This window comes from Metabacillus lacus (assembly GCF_009674805.1).
GTDB lineage: Bacteria > Bacillota > Bacilli > Bacillales > Bacillaceae > Metabacillus_C > Metabacillus_C lacus.
This window is the reverse complement of sequence record NZ_WKKI01000019.1, coordinates 1-19,275: the sequence shown is the minus strand read 5'-3', so window position 1 is coordinate 19,275 and position 19,275 is coordinate 1. Positions and strand designations below refer to the sequence as shown.

20 protein-coding genes and 1 riboswitch are annotated in these 19,275 nt (G+C 45.8%); of the genes, 2 read left to right on the top strand and 18 right to left on the bottom strand.

Annotated features, from left to right (window positions below):
- Nucleotides 1–38 precede the first annotated feature (38 nt).
- From pcrB to GJU40_RS11065, 4 genes are all read right to left on the bottom strand, one after another.
- Nucleotides 39–725 (bottom strand): heptaprenylglyceryl phosphate synthase, encoded by a 687-nt coding sequence (gene pcrB, locus GJU40_RS11080; protein ID WP_154307825.1) that lies wholly within the window; start codon nucleotides 723–725, stop codon nucleotides 39–41.
- Between the two features lie 181 nt (nucleotides 726–906).
- Nucleotides 907–1,215: a YerC/YecD family TrpR-related protein gene (locus GJU40_RS11075; RefSeq protein WP_154307824.1), complete on the bottom strand. Its 309-nt coding sequence runs from the start codon at nucleotides 1,213–1,215 to the stop codon at nucleotides 907–909.
- 22 nt (nucleotides 1,216–1,237) lie between these two features.
- Nucleotides 1,238–2,254 (bottom strand): DUF3048 domain-containing protein, encoded by a 1,017-nt coding sequence (locus GJU40_RS11070; protein WP_154307823.1) that lies wholly within the window; start codon nucleotides 2,252–2,254, stop codon nucleotides 1,238–1,240.
- A gap of 40 nt (nucleotides 2,255–2,294) precedes the next feature.
- Nucleotides 2,295–4,037, bottom strand: a complete 1,743-nt coding sequence (locus tag GJU40_RS11065) for an adenine deaminase C-terminal domain-containing protein (protein WP_154307855.1) — start codon at nucleotides 4,035–4,037, stop codon at nucleotides 2,295–2,297.
- 118 nt (nucleotides 4,038–4,155) lie between these two features.
- On the opposite strand from GJU40_RS11065, the gene GJU40_RS11060 reads away from it, so the two are divergent.
- Both GJU40_RS11060 and GJU40_RS21360 read left to right on the top strand, forming a co-directional pair.
- Complete coding sequence (locus tag GJU40_RS11060; protein WP_154307822.1) at nucleotides 4,156–4,398, top strand: YgaP family membrane protein; 243 nt, start codon at nucleotides 4,156–4,158, stop codon at nucleotides 4,396–4,398.
- A gap of 583 nt (nucleotides 4,399–4,981) precedes the next feature.
- On the top strand, nucleotides 4,982–5,059 hold the full coding sequence (locus tag GJU40_RS21360) for an EYxxD motif small membrane protein (protein ID WP_343031527.1): 78 nt from the start codon (nucleotides 4,982–4,984) through the stop codon (nucleotides 5,057–5,059).
- Here the strand turns inward: GJU40_RS21360 and purD are convergent.
- The 14 genes from purD to GJU40_RS10990 form a co-directional block, all read right to left on the bottom strand.
- Complete coding sequence (gene purD, locus GJU40_RS11055; RefSeq protein ID WP_154307821.1) at nucleotides 5,040–6,296, bottom strand: phosphoribosylamine--glycine ligase; 1,257 nt, start codon at nucleotides 6,294–6,296, stop codon at nucleotides 5,040–5,042. The genes GJU40_RS21360 and purD overlap by 20 nt on opposite strands.
- A 17-nt stretch (nucleotides 6,297–6,313) precedes the next feature.
- Nucleotides 6,314–7,852: a bifunctional phosphoribosylaminoimidazolecarboxamide formyltransferase/IMP cyclohydrolase gene (purH, locus tag GJU40_RS11050; RefSeq protein ID WP_154307820.1), complete on the bottom strand. Its 1,539-nt coding sequence runs from the start codon at nucleotides 7,850–7,852 to the stop codon at nucleotides 6,314–6,316.
- Nucleotides 7,815–8,435, bottom strand: a complete 621-nt coding sequence (gene purN, locus GJU40_RS11045) for a phosphoribosylglycinamide formyltransferase (RefSeq protein WP_154307819.1) — start codon at nucleotides 8,433–8,435, stop codon at nucleotides 7,815–7,817. The genes purH and purN overlap by 38 nt, the downstream gene beginning before the upstream one ends.
- Nucleotides 8,432–9,472, bottom strand: coding sequence for a phosphoribosylformylglycinamidine cyclo-ligase (gene purM, locus GJU40_RS11040; protein ID WP_154307818.1), 1,041 nt, complete (start codon nucleotides 9,470–9,472; stop codon nucleotides 8,432–8,434). Before purM ends, purN begins: the two co-directional genes overlap by 4 nt.
- A gap of 18 nt (nucleotides 9,473–9,490) precedes the next feature.
- Nucleotides 9,491–10,903: an amidophosphoribosyltransferase gene (gene purF, locus GJU40_RS11035; protein ID WP_343031522.1), complete on the bottom strand. Its 1,413-nt coding sequence runs from the start codon at nucleotides 10,901–10,903 to the stop codon at nucleotides 9,491–9,493.
- Nucleotides 10,879–13,110 carry a phosphoribosylformylglycinamidine synthase subunit PurL gene (purL, locus tag GJU40_RS11030; RefSeq protein WP_154307816.1) on the bottom strand — a complete coding sequence of 744 codons (2,232 nt, stop codon included), beginning with the start codon at nucleotides 13,108–13,110 and terminating at the stop codon, nucleotides 10,879–10,881. The genes purF and purL overlap by 25 nt, the downstream gene beginning before the upstream one ends.
- Complete coding sequence (gene purQ, locus GJU40_RS11025) at nucleotides 13,094–13,777, bottom strand: phosphoribosylformylglycinamidine synthase subunit PurQ (RefSeq protein ID WP_343031521.1); 684 nt, start codon at nucleotides 13,775–13,777, stop codon at nucleotides 13,094–13,096. Before purQ ends, purL begins: the two co-directional genes overlap by 17 nt.
- Nucleotides 13,774–14,028: a phosphoribosylformylglycinamidine synthase subunit PurS gene (purS, locus tag GJU40_RS11020; RefSeq protein ID WP_154307815.1), complete on the bottom strand. Its 255-nt coding sequence runs from the start codon at nucleotides 14,026–14,028 to the stop codon at nucleotides 13,774–13,776. The genes purQ and purS overlap by 4 nt, the downstream gene beginning before the upstream one ends.
- On the bottom strand, nucleotides 14,016–14,744 hold the full coding sequence (gene purC / locus GJU40_RS11015; protein WP_246188344.1) for a phosphoribosylaminoimidazolesuccinocarboxamide synthase: 729 nt from the start codon (nucleotides 14,742–14,744) through the stop codon (nucleotides 14,016–14,018). Before purC ends, purS begins: the two co-directional genes overlap by 13 nt.
- A gap of 66 nt (nucleotides 14,745–14,810) precedes the next feature.
- Complete coding sequence (gene purB / locus GJU40_RS11010; protein ID WP_154307814.1) at nucleotides 14,811–16,106, bottom strand: adenylosuccinate lyase; 1,296 nt, start codon at nucleotides 16,104–16,106, stop codon at nucleotides 14,811–14,813.
- A gap of 21 nt (nucleotides 16,107–16,127) precedes the next feature.
- Nucleotides 16,128–17,249 carry a 5-(carboxyamino)imidazole ribonucleotide synthase gene (gene purK / locus GJU40_RS11005; protein ID WP_154307813.1) on the bottom strand — a complete coding sequence of 374 codons (1,122 nt, stop codon included), beginning with the start codon at nucleotides 17,247–17,249 and terminating at the stop codon, nucleotides 16,128–16,130.
- Nucleotides 17,233–17,724, bottom strand: a complete 492-nt coding sequence (purE, locus tag GJU40_RS11000) for a 5-(carboxyamino)imidazole ribonucleotide mutase (RefSeq protein WP_154307812.1) — start codon at nucleotides 17,722–17,724, stop codon at nucleotides 17,233–17,235. The genes purK and purE overlap by 17 nt, the downstream gene beginning before the upstream one ends.
- Nucleotides 17,725–17,843: 119 nt before the next feature.
- A riboswitch (purine riboswitch) is annotated at nucleotides 17,844–17,945 on the bottom strand.
- A 66-nt stretch (nucleotides 17,946–18,011) separates the two neighbouring features.
- Complete coding sequence (locus GJU40_RS10995; protein ID WP_343031519.1) at nucleotides 18,012–18,224, bottom strand: NETI motif-containing protein; 213 nt, start codon at nucleotides 18,222–18,224, stop codon at nucleotides 18,012–18,014.
- The gene (locus tag GJU40_RS10990) at nucleotides 18,221–18,742 is read right to left on the bottom strand and encodes a DUF2179 domain-containing protein (protein ID WP_154307853.1); all 522 of its coding nucleotides are present in this window, start codon (nucleotides 18,740–18,742) and stop codon (nucleotides 18,221–18,223) included. The genes GJU40_RS10995 and GJU40_RS10990 overlap by 4 nt, the downstream gene beginning before the upstream one ends.
- Nucleotides 18,743–19,275 lie beyond the last annotated feature (533 nt).

Here is a 19,275-nt window from a genome sequence, read left to right as displayed (position 1 = left end):
TATGTTCTATTTTATCGGATTTCCTTATGCTTTTGCAATTACTTCTTTACTGCCCCTACTGTTGAAAGGGCCGCTTTGATGTTTGTGTAAATAATATTTCCAACAACAATTGTATCGGCATGCTCTCCTGCAGCCTCAGCCTGCTCTTTTGTTGAAATGCCGCCGCCGTAAAAAAGCGCCGTGTTCTCAAGTCCGCTTTTCGCTGCCTTCACAGCCTCTAAATCACCAAAAGCTCCGCTGTACTCCAAATAGAAAACCGGAAGCTGAAATATTTTTTCGGCAACAGTTGCATATGCCTTAATATCTTCATAACTTAAATTTGTATCAGCTGCAGTTAACGCAGCTGCTTTGCAATCTTCATTGAGAATGCAGTACCCTTCCACCACAATTTCGTTCCAGTCCATCAGTTCACCGAACTCTTTGACCGCATCCTTGTGAAGCCCCAAGATCCATTGCGGACTGCTGCTGTTTATGACTGAAGGGATAAAATACAGGTCAAAACCTGGAATAATCGATTCTATCGTTGATACCTCAAGAACGCAAGGCACCAAATAACGGCGTATTCTTGACATCAGCTGCAGCACATTGTCCTGCGTTATATTATCGCTGCCGCCCACAATCACTGCATCCGTGCCCGATTCGCAGATAAGCTCTAAATGCTCATCGCTGATCTCCTTGTCCGGATCAAGCTTAAACACGTGCTTCCACTCGCGAACATCGTACATACTCTATATTCCTCCATTCACATAACCATTACAATATTATATCAAAATCCATAAGCGGAAACATCTTTTGCAGGCAGGTAAAAAGCGGGGGTTTTCTAAAGGTCGCAGTACGGGCAAAAATCTTCTGCAGTCACTTTTCCAACAATAAAAAAAGACAGAGATTTTCTCTCTGTCCGGGGTTTTACTTGCTTTCAGACTGTTCTTCCTGCACGCGCTCCAGCGCCATTTGATAAGCATCATTTCCGTAGTTCAGGCATCGCTTTACGCGGGAAATGGTCGCTGTGCTGGCACCTGTTTCCGTTTCTATTTTGTGGTAAGTAAAGCCGTCGCTCAGCATTCTTGCTACTTCAAGGCGCTGTGCCAGCGACTGAATTTCATTTACTGTACACAAATCATCAAAAAAACGATAGCACTCTTCAAGGTCTTTTAACGAAAGGACTGCAGAAAAAAGCTGATCGAGCTCTTTTCCTCTCAGTTTTTCTATTTGCATTGTTCATTTCTCCTTCTGCTGTTTATCGAATTTTAATTGAGGTCAAATCAGGAACGATGTTGATCCAGGTCCTGCCGGGAAGCAACGGGAGAACTTCTCCATCGCTAACGGGAAGAATTCTGCCATCTTTGTTTTTCCAGGACGTCTCAAGCACGGTCCCTTCCTGAAGGAGAAGACCCCTTCCGCCTGACAGCAGATCGATCTTCCTCCGTCCCTGATCATCTATGACTTTATGGTTCATTTCTGCAATAAATATATTGTGAATGTGTATGATATTTTTTGTATTTTCATCAATTGTCTGCTTTGGACCGTTCCACCGCGTGTAATACTTCTGCCCTGGATCATAATCATAAGTGACATTAAACTCATCGCTTCCATAATGAATATCCACCTTATGGGCACTCACGGCTTCTTCATGTTTTCTTTCTTTGGCAAATAAAAGCGGTTCCACTTTCATCTGCTGCTCATATTTATTTTCAAGCATGCCCGTCTTAATATGTTCAAATGAAGTGTACGAATTGTGAGGCGCCTTTCTGTGCTGCGTTCTCCAAAATAGCGTTCCATCATAAAACAGCCCGTTTAAATAGTCTGCTTTTCCTGACTCCAGCAGCTGCCTGGCTCCCGGACTCCATCCATGGCTGATAAACAAGGACTGATATCCGTTAGCGAGTTCAATATGATAATCCCTGGCGCTTCGGATAGGTCCGACTGTTTCCGGCATAGAGCTTTGATAAATAGCAATAAACCTTGTAATTCCGCCTTCTGCAAGCACTTCATAAATCAGGTCAGCCTGTTCCAGGCCGGACTGCGGGCGTGCAGCAGGGTGGTTATTCAATATAACTGCAACTGGACGGTTATTCATGTCTCCTTCTCCCGCAATTCCGGTTAAAGGAAACGGCTGTTTCTCCGCTTTAGCCACCGTGTTCGCCTGATCTTCCTTGCCGCTTATAAATCTGGACAGGGGCACATCTCCGGCCTCCTTGCAGCCAGCGAGCAAAAACAGCATGGAAATCATGATTATTGTATAAGTTTTTTTCATGTTTGCTTACCCTATCCTAGTATACTGTTACTTTTCTATTTTAACGCATTATCGATGGAAAGAGAATTGTTTTTTTCATCACATCATAAATCCCCCTCGGTGTGATTCTCAAGTAGGGAAGATGCGTTGAAGACAGGAACAGCAAGGTGTAAACAGGATCCTCAAATCTGTATCCCCGCTCTCTGAGCAGCGTTCCGAGTTCTTTCGTTTTGGAAATTAACGCAGGGAGATTTTCATCAGATGCACCACCATTAATCACAAGCGCCAATTCAAAAATCGTTGCGCCGTCCTCCACAAGAACAATCCCGCCGCCCAGCTCCTTCATCCGCTGAAAAGCCAGCAGCATGTCGCTCTTCTTTTTGCCAATCAGGAGGATATCTCCCGTTGTTGAATAAGAGCTGGCAAAACCGGATATGGAACTGGCAAATCCTTTGAGCACGGTATTGACCCGCCACTCTCCTTTACGGTCAAGAAGCGACAAAAATGATTCATCATGCTCCTCTGACAGCTCCTCAAGCGAGCTGTCAATCGTGACAGAATAGGGCTCCATTATTACCGAATTTCTCATTTTCAGTCCCAGCGGCATGGAAAACTGCAGATCATCTCCCCGAAGCTCCCAATTCAGCTCCATCTTCCCCAGACTGTGATCACTCCACCTGATTGCTGAGGTGCTTTCTTGTTTTTTTCCCGCTTTTTTCATCCATTGTCCTTTTGAGAGGACTGACAGGGGAAGTGGAATTTCCGGCGATTCCAATATGTTGATGTTCGCTGAACGGCCTGGCGCAATCGCACCCAGCATATGGTCGATTCCATAATAGCGCGCAATATGAAAGGAGGCCATATGATAAGCAGTTATCGGATCAATACCTTTTTCAAGCGCAATTGAAATCATTTTATTCGTCATTCCGTCTTCATAAAACAGCGGCGTGGAGCCGTCAGTTGTAAACATGATTTGTTCATAATGATGAATACCGCAGTTTTTCATTTCATCAAGCAGCTTGGGAAGATCCGGCCTGATGGAAGAATGGCGGAGCGAAACATGATAACCCTGCGCAAGCCTTTCCCGCACTTCTTCCCCGGTCATTGCTTCATGATCGCAATCTGCTCCGAACAGCTTCATCTTCGTTAAGGTGCGTGGAGAAGCCCCTGGAAAATGGCCTTCAATACGCTTTCTCTGCTGCTTGGTCTCACAAATCCACTGCAGCAGCAGATCATCCCCATCAAGAAGCTTCGGCCAGCCGGTCAGCTCGCCCGCTTGAATAACACTGTCATGTTGAATCCAAGCCTTCATATAATCCAGCGTTAACAGCAAATCTTCACGCGGAATTTCGGTCTGTAAATCTAACCTTGCCCACCAAAACATATGAAGGGGACTGCTTTGAAACGCATCAAGCAAAGTAAGCGCTTTCTTTTTATCGCAATATAAAAGCAGAAACAAGTTGTCATTAATCAATGTGGTTGTTCCATACTGTGACACATACTCTGCAAGCGATTGGGGATTATATAATTGAAAAGGATGGGCATGCGGCTCTATATATCCTGGAACCAAGTACCTGCCTCTGCAGTCTGTAACTTCTGTGCTCTCTGCGGGCGGGGGCATATCAGGCCCAACGTAAATGATTCGGCCTTTGTGTATCCAGATATTAGCCGTTTCCCAGCTTTTTAAAAATGAATTCAGATATGTTGCATTTTCTAAAACAAGATTCGGTGCCGATTTATTCGATACAATATCAATCTGCTCTCTGATTTCTTTGCCTTTCCAATAGAAGACAGATTGGGACATGTAGTTACCTCCCTCTGTAAACATCAGCTGTTTTCTTAATACTAGCACACTAAGGACATTAACGCATTAAAGAAAGTTACATTTTTTTGAAATCTTCTAACTGAAGGGATGAATGCACATGTTAAAACCTAACATTGGAATTGCCAACTCCTTAATACGAATCACATTCGGCCTGACAATGCTTGCCTGGTCTACTGCAAAATACACTAAAAACCCATTTAAAGACAGCTATGTCTTCATCATGATGATGGGCGCCATGAAAGTGGGCGAAGGAATTCTCCGATTCTGCCCGATGACGTATCTATTTGAAAAAAGCAATGCAAAAGATTACTCCAATTCTGGACAGCACCAAACAGAATAAACAGACTGGGGAAGCTGGCGGCTAGCGCCGGCTTCTTCAATATAGCGTTACTGGGCTTGTGGGATGGTCCGTACTTGGGGGATTGCCGGGGGATTCGCGAATTTGCCGGGGATTCACTTTGTTATAGTATCTGGCGTTTTAGCCAAGATAGTAGAACAAAAATGCTCTCTTTGTTATAGTATCTCGCACATAGTAGAACAAAGACGCCCAATTTGTTATAGTATCTCGCACATAGTAGAACAAAAACGCTCACTTTATTATAGTATCTCGCACATAGTAGAACAAAAACGCTCACTTTATTATAGTATCTCGCGCATAGTAGAACAAAGACGCTCACTTTGTTATAGCATCCAGCTCGATAGTAGAACAAAGACCCACCTTTTGTTATAGCATCTCGCGTTTCAGCCAAGATAGTAGAACAAAATCGCATCACGTGCTACGAAATCTGCATTTCAGCCTTTTTCCCAGCACAAAAACGCTCAGCCCCAGCACACCAAACAAAAAAAGGGCCGCCAGAGATATTCTCTAAGACAGCCTTAACGGAATGGAGTGATCGTCATTGTTTTCTGAATATGTGACAGATATGGCTTTTGTTTTTATTGCTTTAATCGGGAGCATTGTTGCTTTGTTTTTTGCGTTTATCAAGAAACGGAAGACTTGAGCGCCTTTTTTCCAATGTCTGTTCGGCAGAAGAGGCCTTTTGCTTGAGTTTCCTCAATTGCCCCATAGGCTGTTTTTCTGGCAGCTTCAATGGTTTCCCCCAGTGCTGTGACAGAAAATACTCTTCCTCCGGTGGATAGAAATTTTTCACCTTCACGCTTAGTGCCGCTGTGAAACAGCATTGCTTCACTGCTGCTCAGCTGAAGCGATCCGAGTTCAATCCCCTTTTGGTATTCTCCCGGATAGCCTTGTGCTGCCATGACTACCCCGACTGCTGCTCTCTCATCCCAGTCCAATTGAACATCATCGCCTTTTAGGACAGCAATGAGTACTTCTGCGAGATCACTTTTGAGTCTCGGGAGTACGACCTGTGTTTCTGGATCCCCGAATCTGGCGTTAAATTCGATTACTTTTGGTCCCTCTTTTGTCAGCATAAGACCCGCGTACAGTACTCCGGTAAAAGGCGTTCCCTCTGTTTCAAGGGCAGCCGCTGTTGGCATCAGGATATGCTGGAGAGCTTCCTCTGTGATGTCGCTGCTGATTTGTGGCACAGGTGAATAAGCTCCCATTCCGCCTGTGTTCGGACCAGAATCGCCGTCGAAAGCCCGTTTATGGTCCTGCGCAATGGCCAGCGGATATACCTTGCTTCCATTTACAAGACACATGAAGGAAAATTCTTCTCCTTCCAGAAACTCCTCAATGACAATTTTGGTGCCGGCACTGCCAAATTTCTGCTCCGTCAGCATTTCGCGGGCACTGCTGACTGCCTCTTCCACTGTCATGGCCACAGTTACACCCTTGCCTGCTGCCAGCCCGTCCGCTTTTATCACAATAGGAGCCCCTTCTTTTTCAATATGTGCTTTGGCTTCTTCAAAGTTTGTAAAGGTTTGGTAGCCTGCTGTTGGAATGCCATGCTTCAGCATAAGATCTTTTGCGAACTGCTTGCTGCCTTCCATCATGGCTGCCTTTTTCGAAGGGCCGAAGATGAGAAGACCTTTCTGCTGAAAATAATCAACAATTCCATTCAGCAAAGGAACTTCCGGGCCGACAATTGTCAGGTCAATTCTGTTTTCCTTTGCAAATGCAGCAAGCTCTTCATTTTGCTCTTCCTGCAGGGGTACCAGCTTCGCATTCATTCCATCATTTCCAGGCGCTGCGAATACCTCATGCCCGCTTCTCGAGAGAGTCTCCACAATGCTGTGTTCTCTTCCACCGCGTCCAATCACAAGCAATTTCATGTTATCACTCCATTGTTTTAGTGTTTAAAGTGGCGCACGCCTGTAAAGACCATTGTAATGCCGTATTCGTCTGCCATGCGGATGGATTCGTCATCGCGAATGGAGCCGCCAGGCTGGATTATCGCTGTTACACCTGCTTTTGCAGCTGCTTCAACCGTATCAGACATTGGGAAGAATGCGTCTGATGCAAGCGCGCTTCCCTGTCCTTTTTCAGCTGCCTGTTCAATGGCAATTTTAGCCGCACCAACCCTGTTCATCTGCCCGGCACCAATGCCGATGGTCATTTCGTTTTTGGCCAGAACAATCGCGTTGGATTTTACGTGTTTTACGACTCTCCAGGCAAGCTTCAAATCTTTCCACTCTTCTTCGGACGGCTCCCGTTTCGTCGGAACCATCACATCAATGCCTTCAAGCGTAAGGCTGTCTTCTTCCTGAATCAGGAGGCCTCCCTGCACAGAAGTCAGCTGCTTCTGGCTGCTTCCTTTGCCATTGATTTCAAGTGACAAGAGCCTGATGTTCTTCTTTTGGCTCAACAAGCTCATTGCTTCATCTGTAAAGCCCGGTGCAATGATGATTTCGAGAAAAATTTCATGCAGTTTTTCAGCTGTTTTGTAGTCTACTTCGCGGTTTAATGCGACAATGCCGCCGAAAATGGAAGTGGGATCCGCTTCGTAAGCGAGCGAATAAGCTGTGAAAATATCTTCCCCTGTACCAACGCCGCACGGATTCATATGCTTAACGGCAACAGCAGCAGGCTCATTGAACTCGCTGACGATAGCAACAGCCGCATCCGCATCTCTAATGTTATTGTAGGATAGTTCTTTGCCGTGAAGCTGTTTTGCTTCTACAAGAGAGCCCGACGTTTTTAAAGGTGTTCGGTAAAAAGTTGCTTTTTGATGCGGATTCTCCCCGTAGCGGAGGGACTGCTGCTTTTCATATGTAACTGTGATGCTTTCAGGCGATTCTTCTTTTGCAAGATTTGTCATATATTCAGCGATGAGTGCATCATAAGCTGCCGTGTGCCTGAATACTTTAGCAGAAAGCATGAGCTTCATCTCTTCTGATACATCTCCATTTTCGCGGATCTGCTGAAGAACGGCAGGATAGTCTTCCGGATCTGCCACAACCGTAACGTCACGATAGTTTTTCGCCGCTGCTCTCAGCATGGATGGTCCGCCAATATCAATATTCTCAATTGCTTCTTCGTCGGTTACAGAATTCTTTGAAATCGTTTCTTTAAACGGATAAAGATTTACAACAACCAGGTCAATGGTTTCAATGCTGTTTTCAGCAAGCTGGCTCATATGTCCGGTGTTGCTTCTGACAGCAAGAAGCCCTCCGTGAATAGAAGGATGCAGTGTTTTGACACGGCCATCCATGATTTCCGGAAAACCGGTTACTTCAGATACACCGAGAACTTGAAGGCCTTCTTTTTCAAGCAGGGATTTCGTTCCTCCTGTTGAAATCACCTGTACTCCCATGGAAACAAGCTCCTTTACAAAAGGAACCAGGTTAGTTTTATCCGAAACGCTTATTAATGCCCGTTGAATTGCCATGTACGTCACCTCGGTATTTTTTTTCAAGCAGCTCAGAGATCACTGCAGGGTACAGCTTGTGTTCTATGTCATGAATACGCGCGGCAAGAGATTGAGCATTATCCTCTTTCAGTACCGGTAAAGCCTCCTGGGCAATAATCGGACCTGTGTCCATTCCTTCATCAACATAATGAATGGTTACGCCGGTAACTTTGACACCTGCTGCAACGGCCTGGCCAATCGCATCCTTTCCCGGAAAAGAAGGAAGCAGGGAAGGATGCAGATTGATAATGTTTCCGCCGTAACCACTCAGCAGCACTTCCCCAATCAACCTCATATAGCCTGCCAGGACGAGCAATTCCGCCCCTCTGTTTCTTAATTCTGTTAATATCTCAGTCTCAAATTCTCGTTTATTATCATAATTCTTCGGATCGAAAGCAAATACGGGAATACCTTCCTGCCTCGCTCTGCCTACTGCCAAAGATTCCGGCTTGTCACTAACAAGCAGCACAATCTCAGCTTGTATTGAGCCGCTTTTAACAGCATCTGCGATGGCTTGGAAATTTGATCCGCTCCCGGAAGCAAATACTGCAATTTTGTTCATATCAGAGATCCGCCGCCAAATGTTATGCCGCTTCCGCTTTTGATTCTGCCGATCAAATATGCTTTTTCACCATTCTGTTGGAGTGAGGTAATGACTTTTTGAAAGTCTTCCTCGCGAACAGCCAATACAAAGCCAATGCCCATATTAAAGACATTAAACATTTCTTCTTTAGAAAGCTGTCCTTTTTCCTCAAGAAAATCGAAAATAGGAGGAACCGGCCAGGAACCGTAGTCAATCTCTGCGCTCAGCCCATCCGGCAGCATCCTTGGAATATTTTCAAGAAAGCCTCCGCCTGTAATGTGTGCCATTCCTGCAATGAGCTTTTGCTCTAGCAGCGGCTTCACAGCTTCAACATAAATTCTTGTCGGCTGCAGCAGAACAGAGCCAAGAGGCTGTTGAAGCGGAGCATATACTTCATTCAGATTCAGAAGATGATCTTCCAGCAGAATTTTTCTGACAAGAGAGTATCCGTTGCTGTGAAGGCCGCTTGAACTCAGGCCAATCAGCAGCTGCCCTTCTTCTATTCTATCACCTGAAATGATATTTTCTTTCTCAACTGCTCCGACAGCAAATCCCGCAATATCATATTCATCTTCCTGATAAAGGCCGGGCATTTCCGCTGTTTCTCCGCCAATCAGCGCACACCCTGCTTGTTCGCATCCGTCTGCAACTCCCTTGACGATTTCTTCTAATTTCTCCGGTACAGCTTTCCCTACCGCCAGATAGTCCAGAAAAAAGAGCGGTTCAGCCCCTTGAGCGAGGATATCGTTGACACACATAGCAACGGCATCTATTCCGATGGTGCTGTGGCTGTCCATTTGAAATGCAAGCTTAAGCTTCGTGCCTACCCCGTCTGTTCCTGAAACTAGAACCGGATTCCTATAGTTTAACGAAGACAGATCAAACATGCCTCCAAAACCTCCGAGGGCTCCCATAGCTCCTGCCCGCATTGTTCTTGCTGCGTGCTTTTTCATGCGCGATACTGCTTCATAGCCCGCCTCAATATCTACACCGGCCTGCTTATATGCATTCGACATTCTCTTTCCTCCTCTATTCTAAGCCTTCTGGTAAGGCAGCAGCGTGTCTGAATAAATTTCCGTTGGATATTTTCCTGTAAAGCAAGCCAGGCACTGCCCCCTGTTTTGATCAGGATAAGGCCTTCCAATTCCATCAAGAAGCCCCTCCACACTTAAAAATGTCAGTGTATCCGCTCCAATCAGCTGGCGGATTTCTTCAGGACTGTGGGAAGAAGCGATCAATTCCTCGTGAGTAGAAGTATCTATTCCGTAAAAACAAGGATTGCTGATAGGCGGTGAACTGATTCTGACATGAACTTCTTTTGCGCCTGCTTCCCGCAGCATGGACACGATCCGCCTGCTCGTTGTTCCCCTGACAATCGAGTCATCCACCATCACGACGCGCTTGCCTTCCACAACGCCCCTGACCGCGGACAGCTTCATCTTCACGCCTTGCTCTCTCAGCGCCTGTGAAGGCTGAATAAAGGTACGGCCAACATAGCGGTTTTTAATCAGTCCCAGCTCATAAGGAATGCCTGAAGTCTCTGCAAACCCGATAGCTGCAGAAATACTGGAATCCGGCACACCCGTTACAACGTCCGCTTCTACCGGTGCTTCCAATGCCAGCTGTTTGCCGAGGTTTTTCCTGGCAGTATGAACATTTAAACCATCTATATTGCTGTCAGGACGGGAAAAATAAATATATTCCATGCTGCAGATCGCTCTGTTTATGTTCATGGAAAAGCGCTCAGAGGTGATGCCTTCATCGTTGATAATCAGAATCTCACCAGGCTGAACATCGCGTTCATACACTGCTCCGGTGATATCAAACGCGCATGTTTCCGAGGCAACCACATAAGCATCTCCGACTCTGCCTAATGAAAGGGGACGAAGGCCGTTGGGATCCAGTGCCACAATCATTTCCGTTTCAGTCATAATGATAAACGCATATGCGCCCTTCACCATTGTGAGTGCATTTTTCACTCTGTTTTTCAAATCTCCGTAGCCGCTCCGCTTAATTAAGTGAGCAAGTACTTCCGTATCTGATGTAGTTTGAAAAATACTTCCCTGATTTTCCATTTGATGCTTCAGGTTGGTTGCATTCACAAGATTGCCGTTATGGGCAAGCGCAAGCCCGCCGCTCTGCGATTGAAAAAGGAGGGGCTGAACATTCTCAAATCCCCCGCCTCCAGCAGTCGCATAGCGCACATGGCCGATGGCTGCCTTGCCGTGTAAATTGTTCAGCTGCCCTTTGTTAAACACTTCTGTAATAAGCCCGAGTCCTTTTACAGCAGACAGTTTTTCTCCGTCAGTCACTACAATTCCTGCACCTTCCTGCCCTCTGTGCTGCAGGCTGTGAAGGCCGTAATAAGTGATCTGCGCTGCTTCAGGATGTCCCCAGATTCCAAAGACGCCGCATTCTTCGTTTAAGCCTTTGAGTTCAGCAAGCACGGTATAGCCCCTTTCCAAGCAGTTTCCATTTCCTCTGCAGAAGCCTCTATAAGCACTTTGCCTTCATCATTTGTCACTACCATGTTTCCTGTATCAGTAACCTGCCCAATGCTTCTTGCATCTTCCACAAGCTGCTCAAAAGCAGACGCGTGTTCAGATTTTACCGAAATGATGAACCTGGATTGAGTTTCACTGAAAAGTGCAGCGGTTTCTTCTCCGCTGAGCTCCGCCTCGCAGCCAAGTCCTTTTGTTCCCATCAGGCATTCAGCAAGTGCAACAGCTGTGCCGCCCTCTGAAATATCATGCGCAGAAGCGACAAGTCCTTCTCTGATCGCCTGCAGCAGCTGATTCTGCCTTGTGTGCTCTGCCTCCAGCTCAATGCGGGGAGCTTTGCCGGAAATAGCGCCGTCAATCAGCTTTTGAAGCTCGCTGCCGCCAAACTCTGACAATGTTTCGCCTATCATGTATATTCTATCGCCAGCCTCTTTGAAAGACTGAGTGGTAATATACTTTGTATCTTCAATCAGCCCAACCATTCCGATTACTGGAGTCGGATATACCGCTGTGCCGTTCGTTTCATTGTAAAGAGAAACATTGCCGCCGATAACCGGTGTGCCAAGCTTACGGCATGCATCGCTGATTCCGTCAGCTGACTGCTCAAGCTGCCAGAAGATTTCCGGTTTTTCAGGATTTCCATAGTTCAGGCAGTCTGTAATGGCCAATGGAACAGCTCCGGAACAAACAATATTGCGCGCCGCTTCTGCAACAGCAATTTTTCCGCCAGTGTTTGGATCAAGATAAATGTAGCGGGAGTTGCAGTCCGTTGTCATGGCCAGCGCTTTTTTCGTGCCGCGGATTCTCAGCACTGCCGCATCAGATCCAGGCGCTACCACAGTGTTGGTTCTTACCATATAGTCGTATTGGTTATACACCCATTCCTTGCTGGCAATCGTCGGCTGCTGAAGGAGCTGAAGAAGTGTTTCCTTCAAGTTTTCAACATGAGGAACGGTTGTCTCCTGCTGCTGAAAGTCGCGGTAATATTGGGGCTCAGCTGACGGCTGGTGATAAACCGGCGCCTCTTCAGCAAGCGCATCCACCGGAATTTCCACGACCATTTCACCTTTATGAAAAAGTCTCAGCATTTTGTCATCTGTTACTTTTCCAACGGCCTTTGCTTCCAGATCATATTTTTCAAAAATGTCTGCGATTTCCTGCTCCCTGCCTCGTTCAATAACAAGCAGCATGCGTTCCTGAGATTCAGACAGCATCATTTCATAAGCTGTCATCCCTGTCTCACGCTGAGGAATGTCATCCAAAATCATTTCAATTCCGGATCCTGCCTTGCTCGCCATTTCAGCTGAGGAACTAGTTAATCCTGCTGCTCCCATATCCTGAATGCCTACCAGGGCATCTGACTTGATGACCTCGAGGCACGCCTCAAGCAAAAGCTTTTCCATAAAAGGGTCGCCAACCTGTACCGCCGGACGCTTCTCGTCGGACTGCTCGTTCAGCTCTTCAGATGCAAATGTGGCGCCGTGGATGCCGTCACGCCCTGTTTTTGCTCCAACGTACATCACTGTGTTGCCAACACCTTTTGCCTGGCCCTTTTTAATATCCTCATGGTTGATCAGACCGACACACATAGCATTAACAAGCGGATTACCGTCGTATGCAGCATCAAACTGCACTTCCCCGCCAACAGTTGGAATGCCGATGCAGTTTCCATAGCCGGCAATTCCAGCAACAACTTCTTCAAAAAGGTATTTCACCCGCGGCGTTTTCAGCTCTCCAAAGCGCAGGGAATTCAGCAGCGCAATTGGTCTTGCACCCATGGAAAAAACGTCGCGGATAATCCCGCCAACTCCAGTGGCTGCACCTTGATACGGTTCAATGGCAGATGGATGGTTATGGCTTTCGATTTTGAACACAACAGCCTGATTGTCTCCAATATCAACAATACCTGCACCTTCACCAGGTCCTTGAAGCACCTTTTCGCCTGTAACAGGAAATTTTTTCAGGATGGGTTTTGAATTTTTGTAGCTGCAGTGTTCAGACCACATCACGGAAAAAATGCCTGTTTCTGTATAGTTCGGTGTACGGCCAAGAATGTCTTCAATCAGCTGAAATTCCGAATCACTGATCCCCATTTGTTTGTACAGCTTCTGTTCCTTAATCATCGATGTGTTGGGTTCAAGCAGAAGTGACATAGGATTCCCTCCAATTTTTAACAATAGACTGAAACAGCCCAAGGCCGTCAGCGCTTCCCAGCAATTCTTCAACAGCCCGCTCAGGGTGAGGCATCATCCCGAGTACATTGCCTCCTTCATTGATAATTCCGGCAATATTGCTGATGCTTCCATTCAGATTATTTTCATACGTAAACACAATGCGGTTTTCATTGGTTAATTCAGCTAGTGTTTCCGGATCGCAGTAATAGTTGCCTTCTCCGTGCGCAACTGGAATGTTCAAAATCTCTCCCTGAGAGTAGGCGTTTGTAAACATCGTTTCACTGTTCTGTACTTTCAGCTCTGCCGGCCGGCAAATAAACTTAAGGTTTTTATTTCTTTTCATGGCTCCGGGAAGAAGTCCGGCCTCCAGGAGAATCTGAAATCCGTTGCAGACACCAAGAACCGGCTTACCTGCTTCTGCTGCCTTGATAATTTCTTTCATCACCTTTGAAAAACGTGAAATCGCACCAGAGCGAAGGTAGTCTCCATACGAAAATCCGCCAGGCAGCAAAATGCCGTCGAATTCACTGAGATCTTCGCAGTCATGCCAAACATATTCTGCCTCTTCACCTAACACGTCTGCAACTGCATGATACATATCCACATCGCAGTTTGAACCTGGAAACACAATGACAGCAAGCTTCACTGGGCAACAGCCTCCTCAATTTCAAAGCGGTAATCTTCAATCACCGTGTTGGCCAAAAGCTTTTCGCACATCTCTTTTACAGCTCCGGCAGGATCTCTGCCATCGTCCTCAAGAATAAGTTCCAAATATTTACCGACTCTTACATCCTGCACTTCTGTATACGACATGCTGTGGAGCGCCCCTTTTACTGCGCCTCCCTGCGGATCAAGGATGCTTTCTCTTAAAGTTACATAAACCTTTACTTTGTACATGATTCATATCCCCCTAGTCTTTTAAATATCTCTTCATATCCTTGAGTTAAACTGCCAAGCTCTCTGCGAAACAAATCTTTATCAAATCTTTCATTCGTGTGGAGGTCCCAAAGCCTGCACGTATCAGGCGAGATTTCATCTGCAAGAAGAACACTTCCATCCGTTGAAAAACCGAACTCCAGCTTAAAATCAACAAGCCTGACGCCGCATTCAGTAAAGATTGCCTGCAGGAGTGTATTCACTTCCAGTGCAATTTTTTTCATCTCATCCAGCTGAGCCTTATCTGCAATCTTTAAAAATCTAATGTGATCTTCATTGATTAGCGGATCGCCGAGCTCATCATTTTTCAAATAGTACTCTGTAATCGGCTCCGGCACCGCTGTTCCTTCTTCTATTCCCAGCCGCTTGGAGAGTGTGCCGGCCACGATATTTCGGACAACCACTTCAATGGGAATGATGGTTACTTTTCTTACAAGCTGCTCAGTCTCAGACAGCCTTTCTACAAAGTGATTTTGTATCCCTTTACTTGCAAGTTTTGTAAACAGCAGCGAGGAAATCTCATTATTCAAACGCCCTTTCCCCTTTATCTCTGCTTTCTTCTCACCGTTAAAAGCTGTTGCTGCATCCTTGTAGCTGACGATAAAACGATTATCATCTTCAGTGGCATAAATTCTCTTTGCTTTTCCTTCATATAGAAGCTCTCTCTTTGTCAGCATCTTTACCCTCTCCAAACGTCGAAATATTGGGAACCTTTTTTGTAAAAACAGGTGCCGGGCACCTGCTTATGAAAGTCCGAGTCTATTAAAGATATAGTCAACCTGCTTCAAGTGATACTGATAATCAAAACAGTCTGCAATGTCCTCAGGCGACAAGCGGGAAGTGATGGCTGTATCTGCCTCAAGAAGCTCGCGGAAGGGCATTTGTCTTTCCCATGATTCCATTGCTTTCGGCTGGACAATGTCGTAGGCTTCTTCTCTTGCCATGCCCTTGTCAATCAAAGCAAGCAGTACACGCTGTGAGTAAATGAGGCCCAGTGTTTTATCCATGTTTCTTTTCATGTTCTCAGGATACACTGTCAGGTTTTTAAGTAGATTTCCAAAGCGGTTCAGCATGTAATTCAACGCAATTGTTGCATCAGGCAGGATAATCCGCTCCGCAGACGAGTGGGAAATATCCCGTTCATGCCACAGCGGAACGTTTTCATATGCAGTCATCATGTAGCCGCGAATCACACGGGCAAGGCCCGTCATATTTTCAGAGCCAATCGGATTACGCTTATGCGGCATAGCGGAAGATCCTTTTTGCCCTTTTGCAAAATACTCTTCCACTTCCCGGGTCTCGCTCTTTTGCAGCCCTCTTACTTCAACTGCAAACTTCTCAATGCTGGTAGCAATCAGTGCAAGTGTGGCCATATAATCTGCATGGCGGTCACGCTGCAGTGTTTGTGTCGAAATAGGCGCAGCCGTCAAACCGAGTTTTTCACACACATACTCTTCCACGAAAGGATCTATATTTGCATAGGTACCTACAGCACCTGAAATTTTTCCAAATTCAACCCCTGCAGCTGAATGCCTGAATCTTTCCAGATTTCGCTTCATCTCTTCATACCAGAGCCCGAGCTTCAGGCCGAATGTAGTCGGTTCAGCATGTACACCATGTGTGCGTCCCATCATGACCGTATATTTATGTTCCTGCGCTTTATCTTTTAAAATAGCAACAAAACGCTCCAAATCAGCAAGAAGTATGTCATTGGCCTGCTTCAGCAGATAAGAAAGAGCTGTGTCCACAACATCTGTTGACGTAAGGCCGTAATGTACCCATTTGCGCTCTTCCCCCAAAGTTTCTGAAACCGCTCTTGTAAAAGCTACAACATCATGGCGTGTTTCTTCTTCTATCTCTTTGATTCTATTTACATCAAAGGTTGCATGTTTCCGAAGCAGCTCTGTGTCCTCTTTAGGAATCACACCAAGCTCGGCCCATGCTTCACAGGCAAGGATCTCTACCTCAAGCCATGCTTGAAATCTGTTTTCTTCCGTCCAAATTCTGCCCATTTCAGGTCTAGTATAACGTTCAATCATGTTACATCCTCCGTTCGCTCTTTAACCCCATATTCTTCTATAAACAGCTTCATTTTTTTGCAGAGCTTTTCTTGTAAAATTCACATGACCCATTTTTCTCTTTGCCCTGCTTTCTTTCTTACCGTACAAGTATAGCTTAGCCCCGCTTAAAAACGAAATCTCATTTTTCAGTGCCGCATAATGCTCGCCAAGCACATTTACCATCACGCCTTCCTGCAGCAATGCTGTACTGCCAAGGGGAAGGCCGCATACCGCCCTGATATGCTGTTCAAATTGAGACGTCTCGCACAGGTCCATCGTATAATGGCCTGAATTGTGCGGGCGCGGCGCAAGTTCATTGATATAAATGTCTCCATCCGCCACAAACATTTCAATCGCAAGCGTACCGGCAAGCTCCACTGCCGAAACCAGCTTCAGCGCCTGTTCCATCGCTTTGCTCATCAATTCCTCATCAATGGGTGCAGGCACAATGCTTTTATGAAGGATGTTCTCTCTATGTACATTTTCTGCCGGCGGAAACAGTGCTGTTTCCCCTGTTGTGCTTCGCACAGCCACAACCGAAATTTCCTTTTCAAAAGGAACCCACTTTTCAAGGATGCACTTACCGCTCTTCAGCAAGGCTTTTGCAGATTCAATATCATGAACTCCCTTTAAAACGGCCTGCCCTTTTCCATCATAGCCGCCTCTGCAGGTCTTCAGGACACTTGGATAACCTAATGCAGCTAGAGCTTCCCGAAGTTCATTTTCTGTTTTTACAATCTCATATGCCGCCACTTTACAGCCTGAGTTTTCAATAAACCGTTTTTCTGTCTCTCTGTCTTGTGTTACCAGAAGCAGCTCGCTTCCCTGAGGTAAGTAAGCTTCCTTTTCCAGCCACTGAAGTGCCGTGTAGCTGATGTTTTCGAACTCATATGTGACCACATCGCTCAAACCTGCCAGCTTCTGAATTGCATCTTGATCATCATAGGCTGCGGTTATCACAATATCGGAAACTTCTCCGCAAGGCGCGTCACTGTCAGGATCAAGAACCGCAACCCTGTAGCCCATATGCTTGGCTTCAATAGCCATCATCCGTCCAAGCTGGCCTCCTCCGATGATTCCAATGGTGTCTCCCGGCAAAACAGTTTTATTCAACAAGCTCATCACTGCTCTCCAGTACTTCTGCTTCTTTCTGCTTTCTTCTATGTTCAAGCTTTTCCGCAACTTCAGCGTTTTCTATTCCAAGCATGCCGGCAGCAAGAAGCCCCGCATTTACAGCCCCTGCTTTGCCAATTGCGACGGTAGCAACAGGAATTCCCCCCGGCATCTGAACGATGGACAAAAGAGAATCCAATCCATTCAGTGTACTCGTCTGAACAGGAACGCCGATCACCGGAAGAGTTGTCTTCGCGGCCACCATTCCCGGCAGATGGGCTGCTCCCCCTGCCCCTGCAACAATTACCTTGATTCCCTTCTCCCTGGCACTTTCAGCATAACTGAACATCAAGTCAGGAGTGCGATGCGCAGAAACAACCTTCTTTTCATATGGGATCTGCAGCTCCTCCAGGACACCGCACGCATGACGCATCGTATCCCAATCAGATTTGCTCCCCATTATCACGCCGACTACAGGCTGCATACCTCTCACCTCGTTTGTAATATAAAAAAGCATCTTACAGCCAATTAAAAAAGCCCGGATCTGCATGCTTGAGAAAGCAATGCAAACCGGGCAATTAACAGCAGAAAACTGCTCATTTACAGGCTGCGTGACTTTCTCATAGTCCAGTTATTTATGGTAACCGGGTAGAAACTTATGGGCCGTATTCCCAAGATTATATGAGATATTCATTCAATATGATAAATTTATCATAACAAGTTCAGCAGCTCTGGTCAACCAAAAATCGAACATTCTTTACCTCTAACATACTATTGTTCGTCTTTCAATAACTTTCCTTCAAAAACAATTCTTCTTCCGAAAGGAATTACCTTCACTTCTCCATCCTCTTTTACTTCCTGAAAGATGGGTTCCTCCATCCTCCTCACGGGCATATAGCCCTCACTGCTCATCCGCGCAAGACAATCATCTATGCTCTCATGCTCTTCCACTTCAAACTTAAGCTTGCCAGGTTTTTTTGTCACGCCTTGATTCTCCTTTTCTTCACTGCTTTCACCCAAAAACCGCCATGAATGCTTTTCGGCTCATACACAATAATAAAAGCCTTCGGATCAAACTCCTTAATCGTATCGTATAAACGAAGCTCATACTTACGCGGCGTCAGAATCTGCATGGAAAGCCTGTCTCCCTCAAGGCCGTTCGCCACCCAATCCGTCACACCATATCCCTTCTCCCTAATCAGCTTCGGCAAATCCTTATCCGTCTCGGTCGAAATCACATTCACTGTAATATACCCCAGCGCCAGCTTCTCCTCAATCTTCATCCCCACGATAACACCAATACCATAACCCACTGCATAAGCAGCCAAATTCTGAATCTGATTTAAATTATCCAGCACCAGGCCAAGCCCGATGACATAAATCACAACCTCAATCGTACTAATAAAAGCAGCCAGATAACGCTGCCCCTTTAACGTCAGGATCATCCTAATTGTAAAAAAAGAAACATACACTATATTAATAACCAAAATAATCAATACCATAACGACACTATTCTCAAGCACAGCCTATTCCCCCTCATGCACTACAAAGATGCAGCCATCATATTATCTCCTTACCCTGAGGCAAAAATCATTACTCTTGTTAGCTTACTATAATAAGGAAAGTATTGCTATGGGGAGCGGTTTGGAAAATCGAGGATTTCTTGGGGCGGGGTTTATTGGGGGGATTTGATATTGAGGGGGGTTTGTAATATGGTTTTTGGGTAATTTATTGAGTTTTGGTGATCGTATAGCATGGTATGGGGGTTTGTTATAGGATTTGGTGATTGTATAGCATGGTGTGGGGGTTTGTTATAGGATTTTGGTGATTGTTACAGCAATGTATGGAGGTTTGTTATAGGATTTTGGTGATTGTTATAGCAATGTATGGGGGTTTGTTATAGGATTTTGGTGATTGTTATAGCAATGTATGGGGGTTTGTTATAGCATCCTCGATATCGTATAACAAAGCAGGGGTTTTTGTTATACTATCCCGAAGATCGTATAACAAAGAAGGGGTTTTTGTTATAGTATCC

Excerpts from the sequence above, each read along its gene's own strand:
- pcrB (WP_154307825.1), bottom strand. The coding sequence starts at position 725 with ATGTACGATGTTCGCGAGTGGAAGCACGTGTTTAAGCTTGATCCGGAC.
- GJU40_RS11075 (WP_154307824.1), bottom strand. The coding sequence starts at position 1,215 with ATGCAAATAGAAAAACTGAGAGGAAAAGAGCTCGATCAGCTTTTTTCT.
- GJU40_RS11070 (WP_154307823.1), bottom strand. The coding sequence starts at position 2,254 with ATGAAAAAAACTTATACAATAATCATGATTTCCATGCTGTTTTTGCTC.
- GJU40_RS11065 (WP_154307855.1), bottom strand. The coding sequence starts at position 4,037 with ATGTCCCAATCTGTCTTCTATTGGAAAGGCAAAGAAATCAGAGAGCAG.
- GJU40_RS11060 (WP_154307822.1), top strand. The coding sequence starts at position 4,156 with ATGTTAAAACCTAACATTGGAATTGCCAACTCCTTAATACGAATCACA.
- GJU40_RS21360 (WP_343031527.1), top strand. The coding sequence starts at position 4,982 with ATGGCTTTTGTTTTTATTGCTTTAATCGGGAGCATTGTTGCTTTGTTT.
- purD (WP_154307821.1), bottom strand. The coding sequence starts at position 6,296 with ATGAAATTGCTTGTGATTGGACGCGGTGGAAGAGAACACAGCATTGTG.
- purH (WP_154307820.1), bottom strand. The coding sequence starts at position 7,852 with ATGGCAATTCAACGGGCATTAATAAGCGTTTCGGATAAAACTAACCTG.
- purN (WP_154307819.1), bottom strand. The coding sequence starts at position 8,435 with ATGAACAAAATTGCAGTATTTGCTTCCGGGAGCGGATCAAATTTCCAA.
- purM (WP_154307818.1), bottom strand. The coding sequence starts at position 9,472 with ATGTCGAATGCATATAAGCAGGCCGGTGTAGATATTGAGGCGGGCTAT.
- purL (WP_154307816.1), bottom strand. The coding sequence starts at position 13,110 with ATGTCACTTCTGCTTGAACCCAACACATCGATGATTAAGGAACAGAAG.
- purS (WP_154307815.1), bottom strand. The coding sequence starts at position 14,028 with ATGTACAAAGTAAAGGTTTATGTAACTTTAAGAGAAAGCATCCTTGAT.
- purC (WP_246188344.1), bottom strand. The coding sequence starts at position 14,744 with ATGCTGACAAAGAGAGAGCTTCTATATGAAGGAAAAGCAAAGAGAATT.
- purB (WP_154307814.1), bottom strand. The coding sequence starts at position 16,106 with ATGATTGAACGTTATACTAGACCTGAAATGGGCAGAATTTGGACGGAA.
- purK (WP_154307813.1), bottom strand. The coding sequence starts at position 17,249 with ATGAGCTTGTTGAATAAAACTGTTTTGCCGGGAGACACCATTGGAATC.
- purE (WP_154307812.1), bottom strand. The coding sequence starts at position 17,724 with ATGCAGCCTGTAGTCGGCGTGATAATGGGGAGCAAATCTGATTGGGAT.
- GJU40_RS10990 (WP_154307853.1), bottom strand. The coding sequence starts at position 18,742 with ATGGTATTGATTATTTTGGTTATTAATATAGTGTATGTTTCTTTTTTT.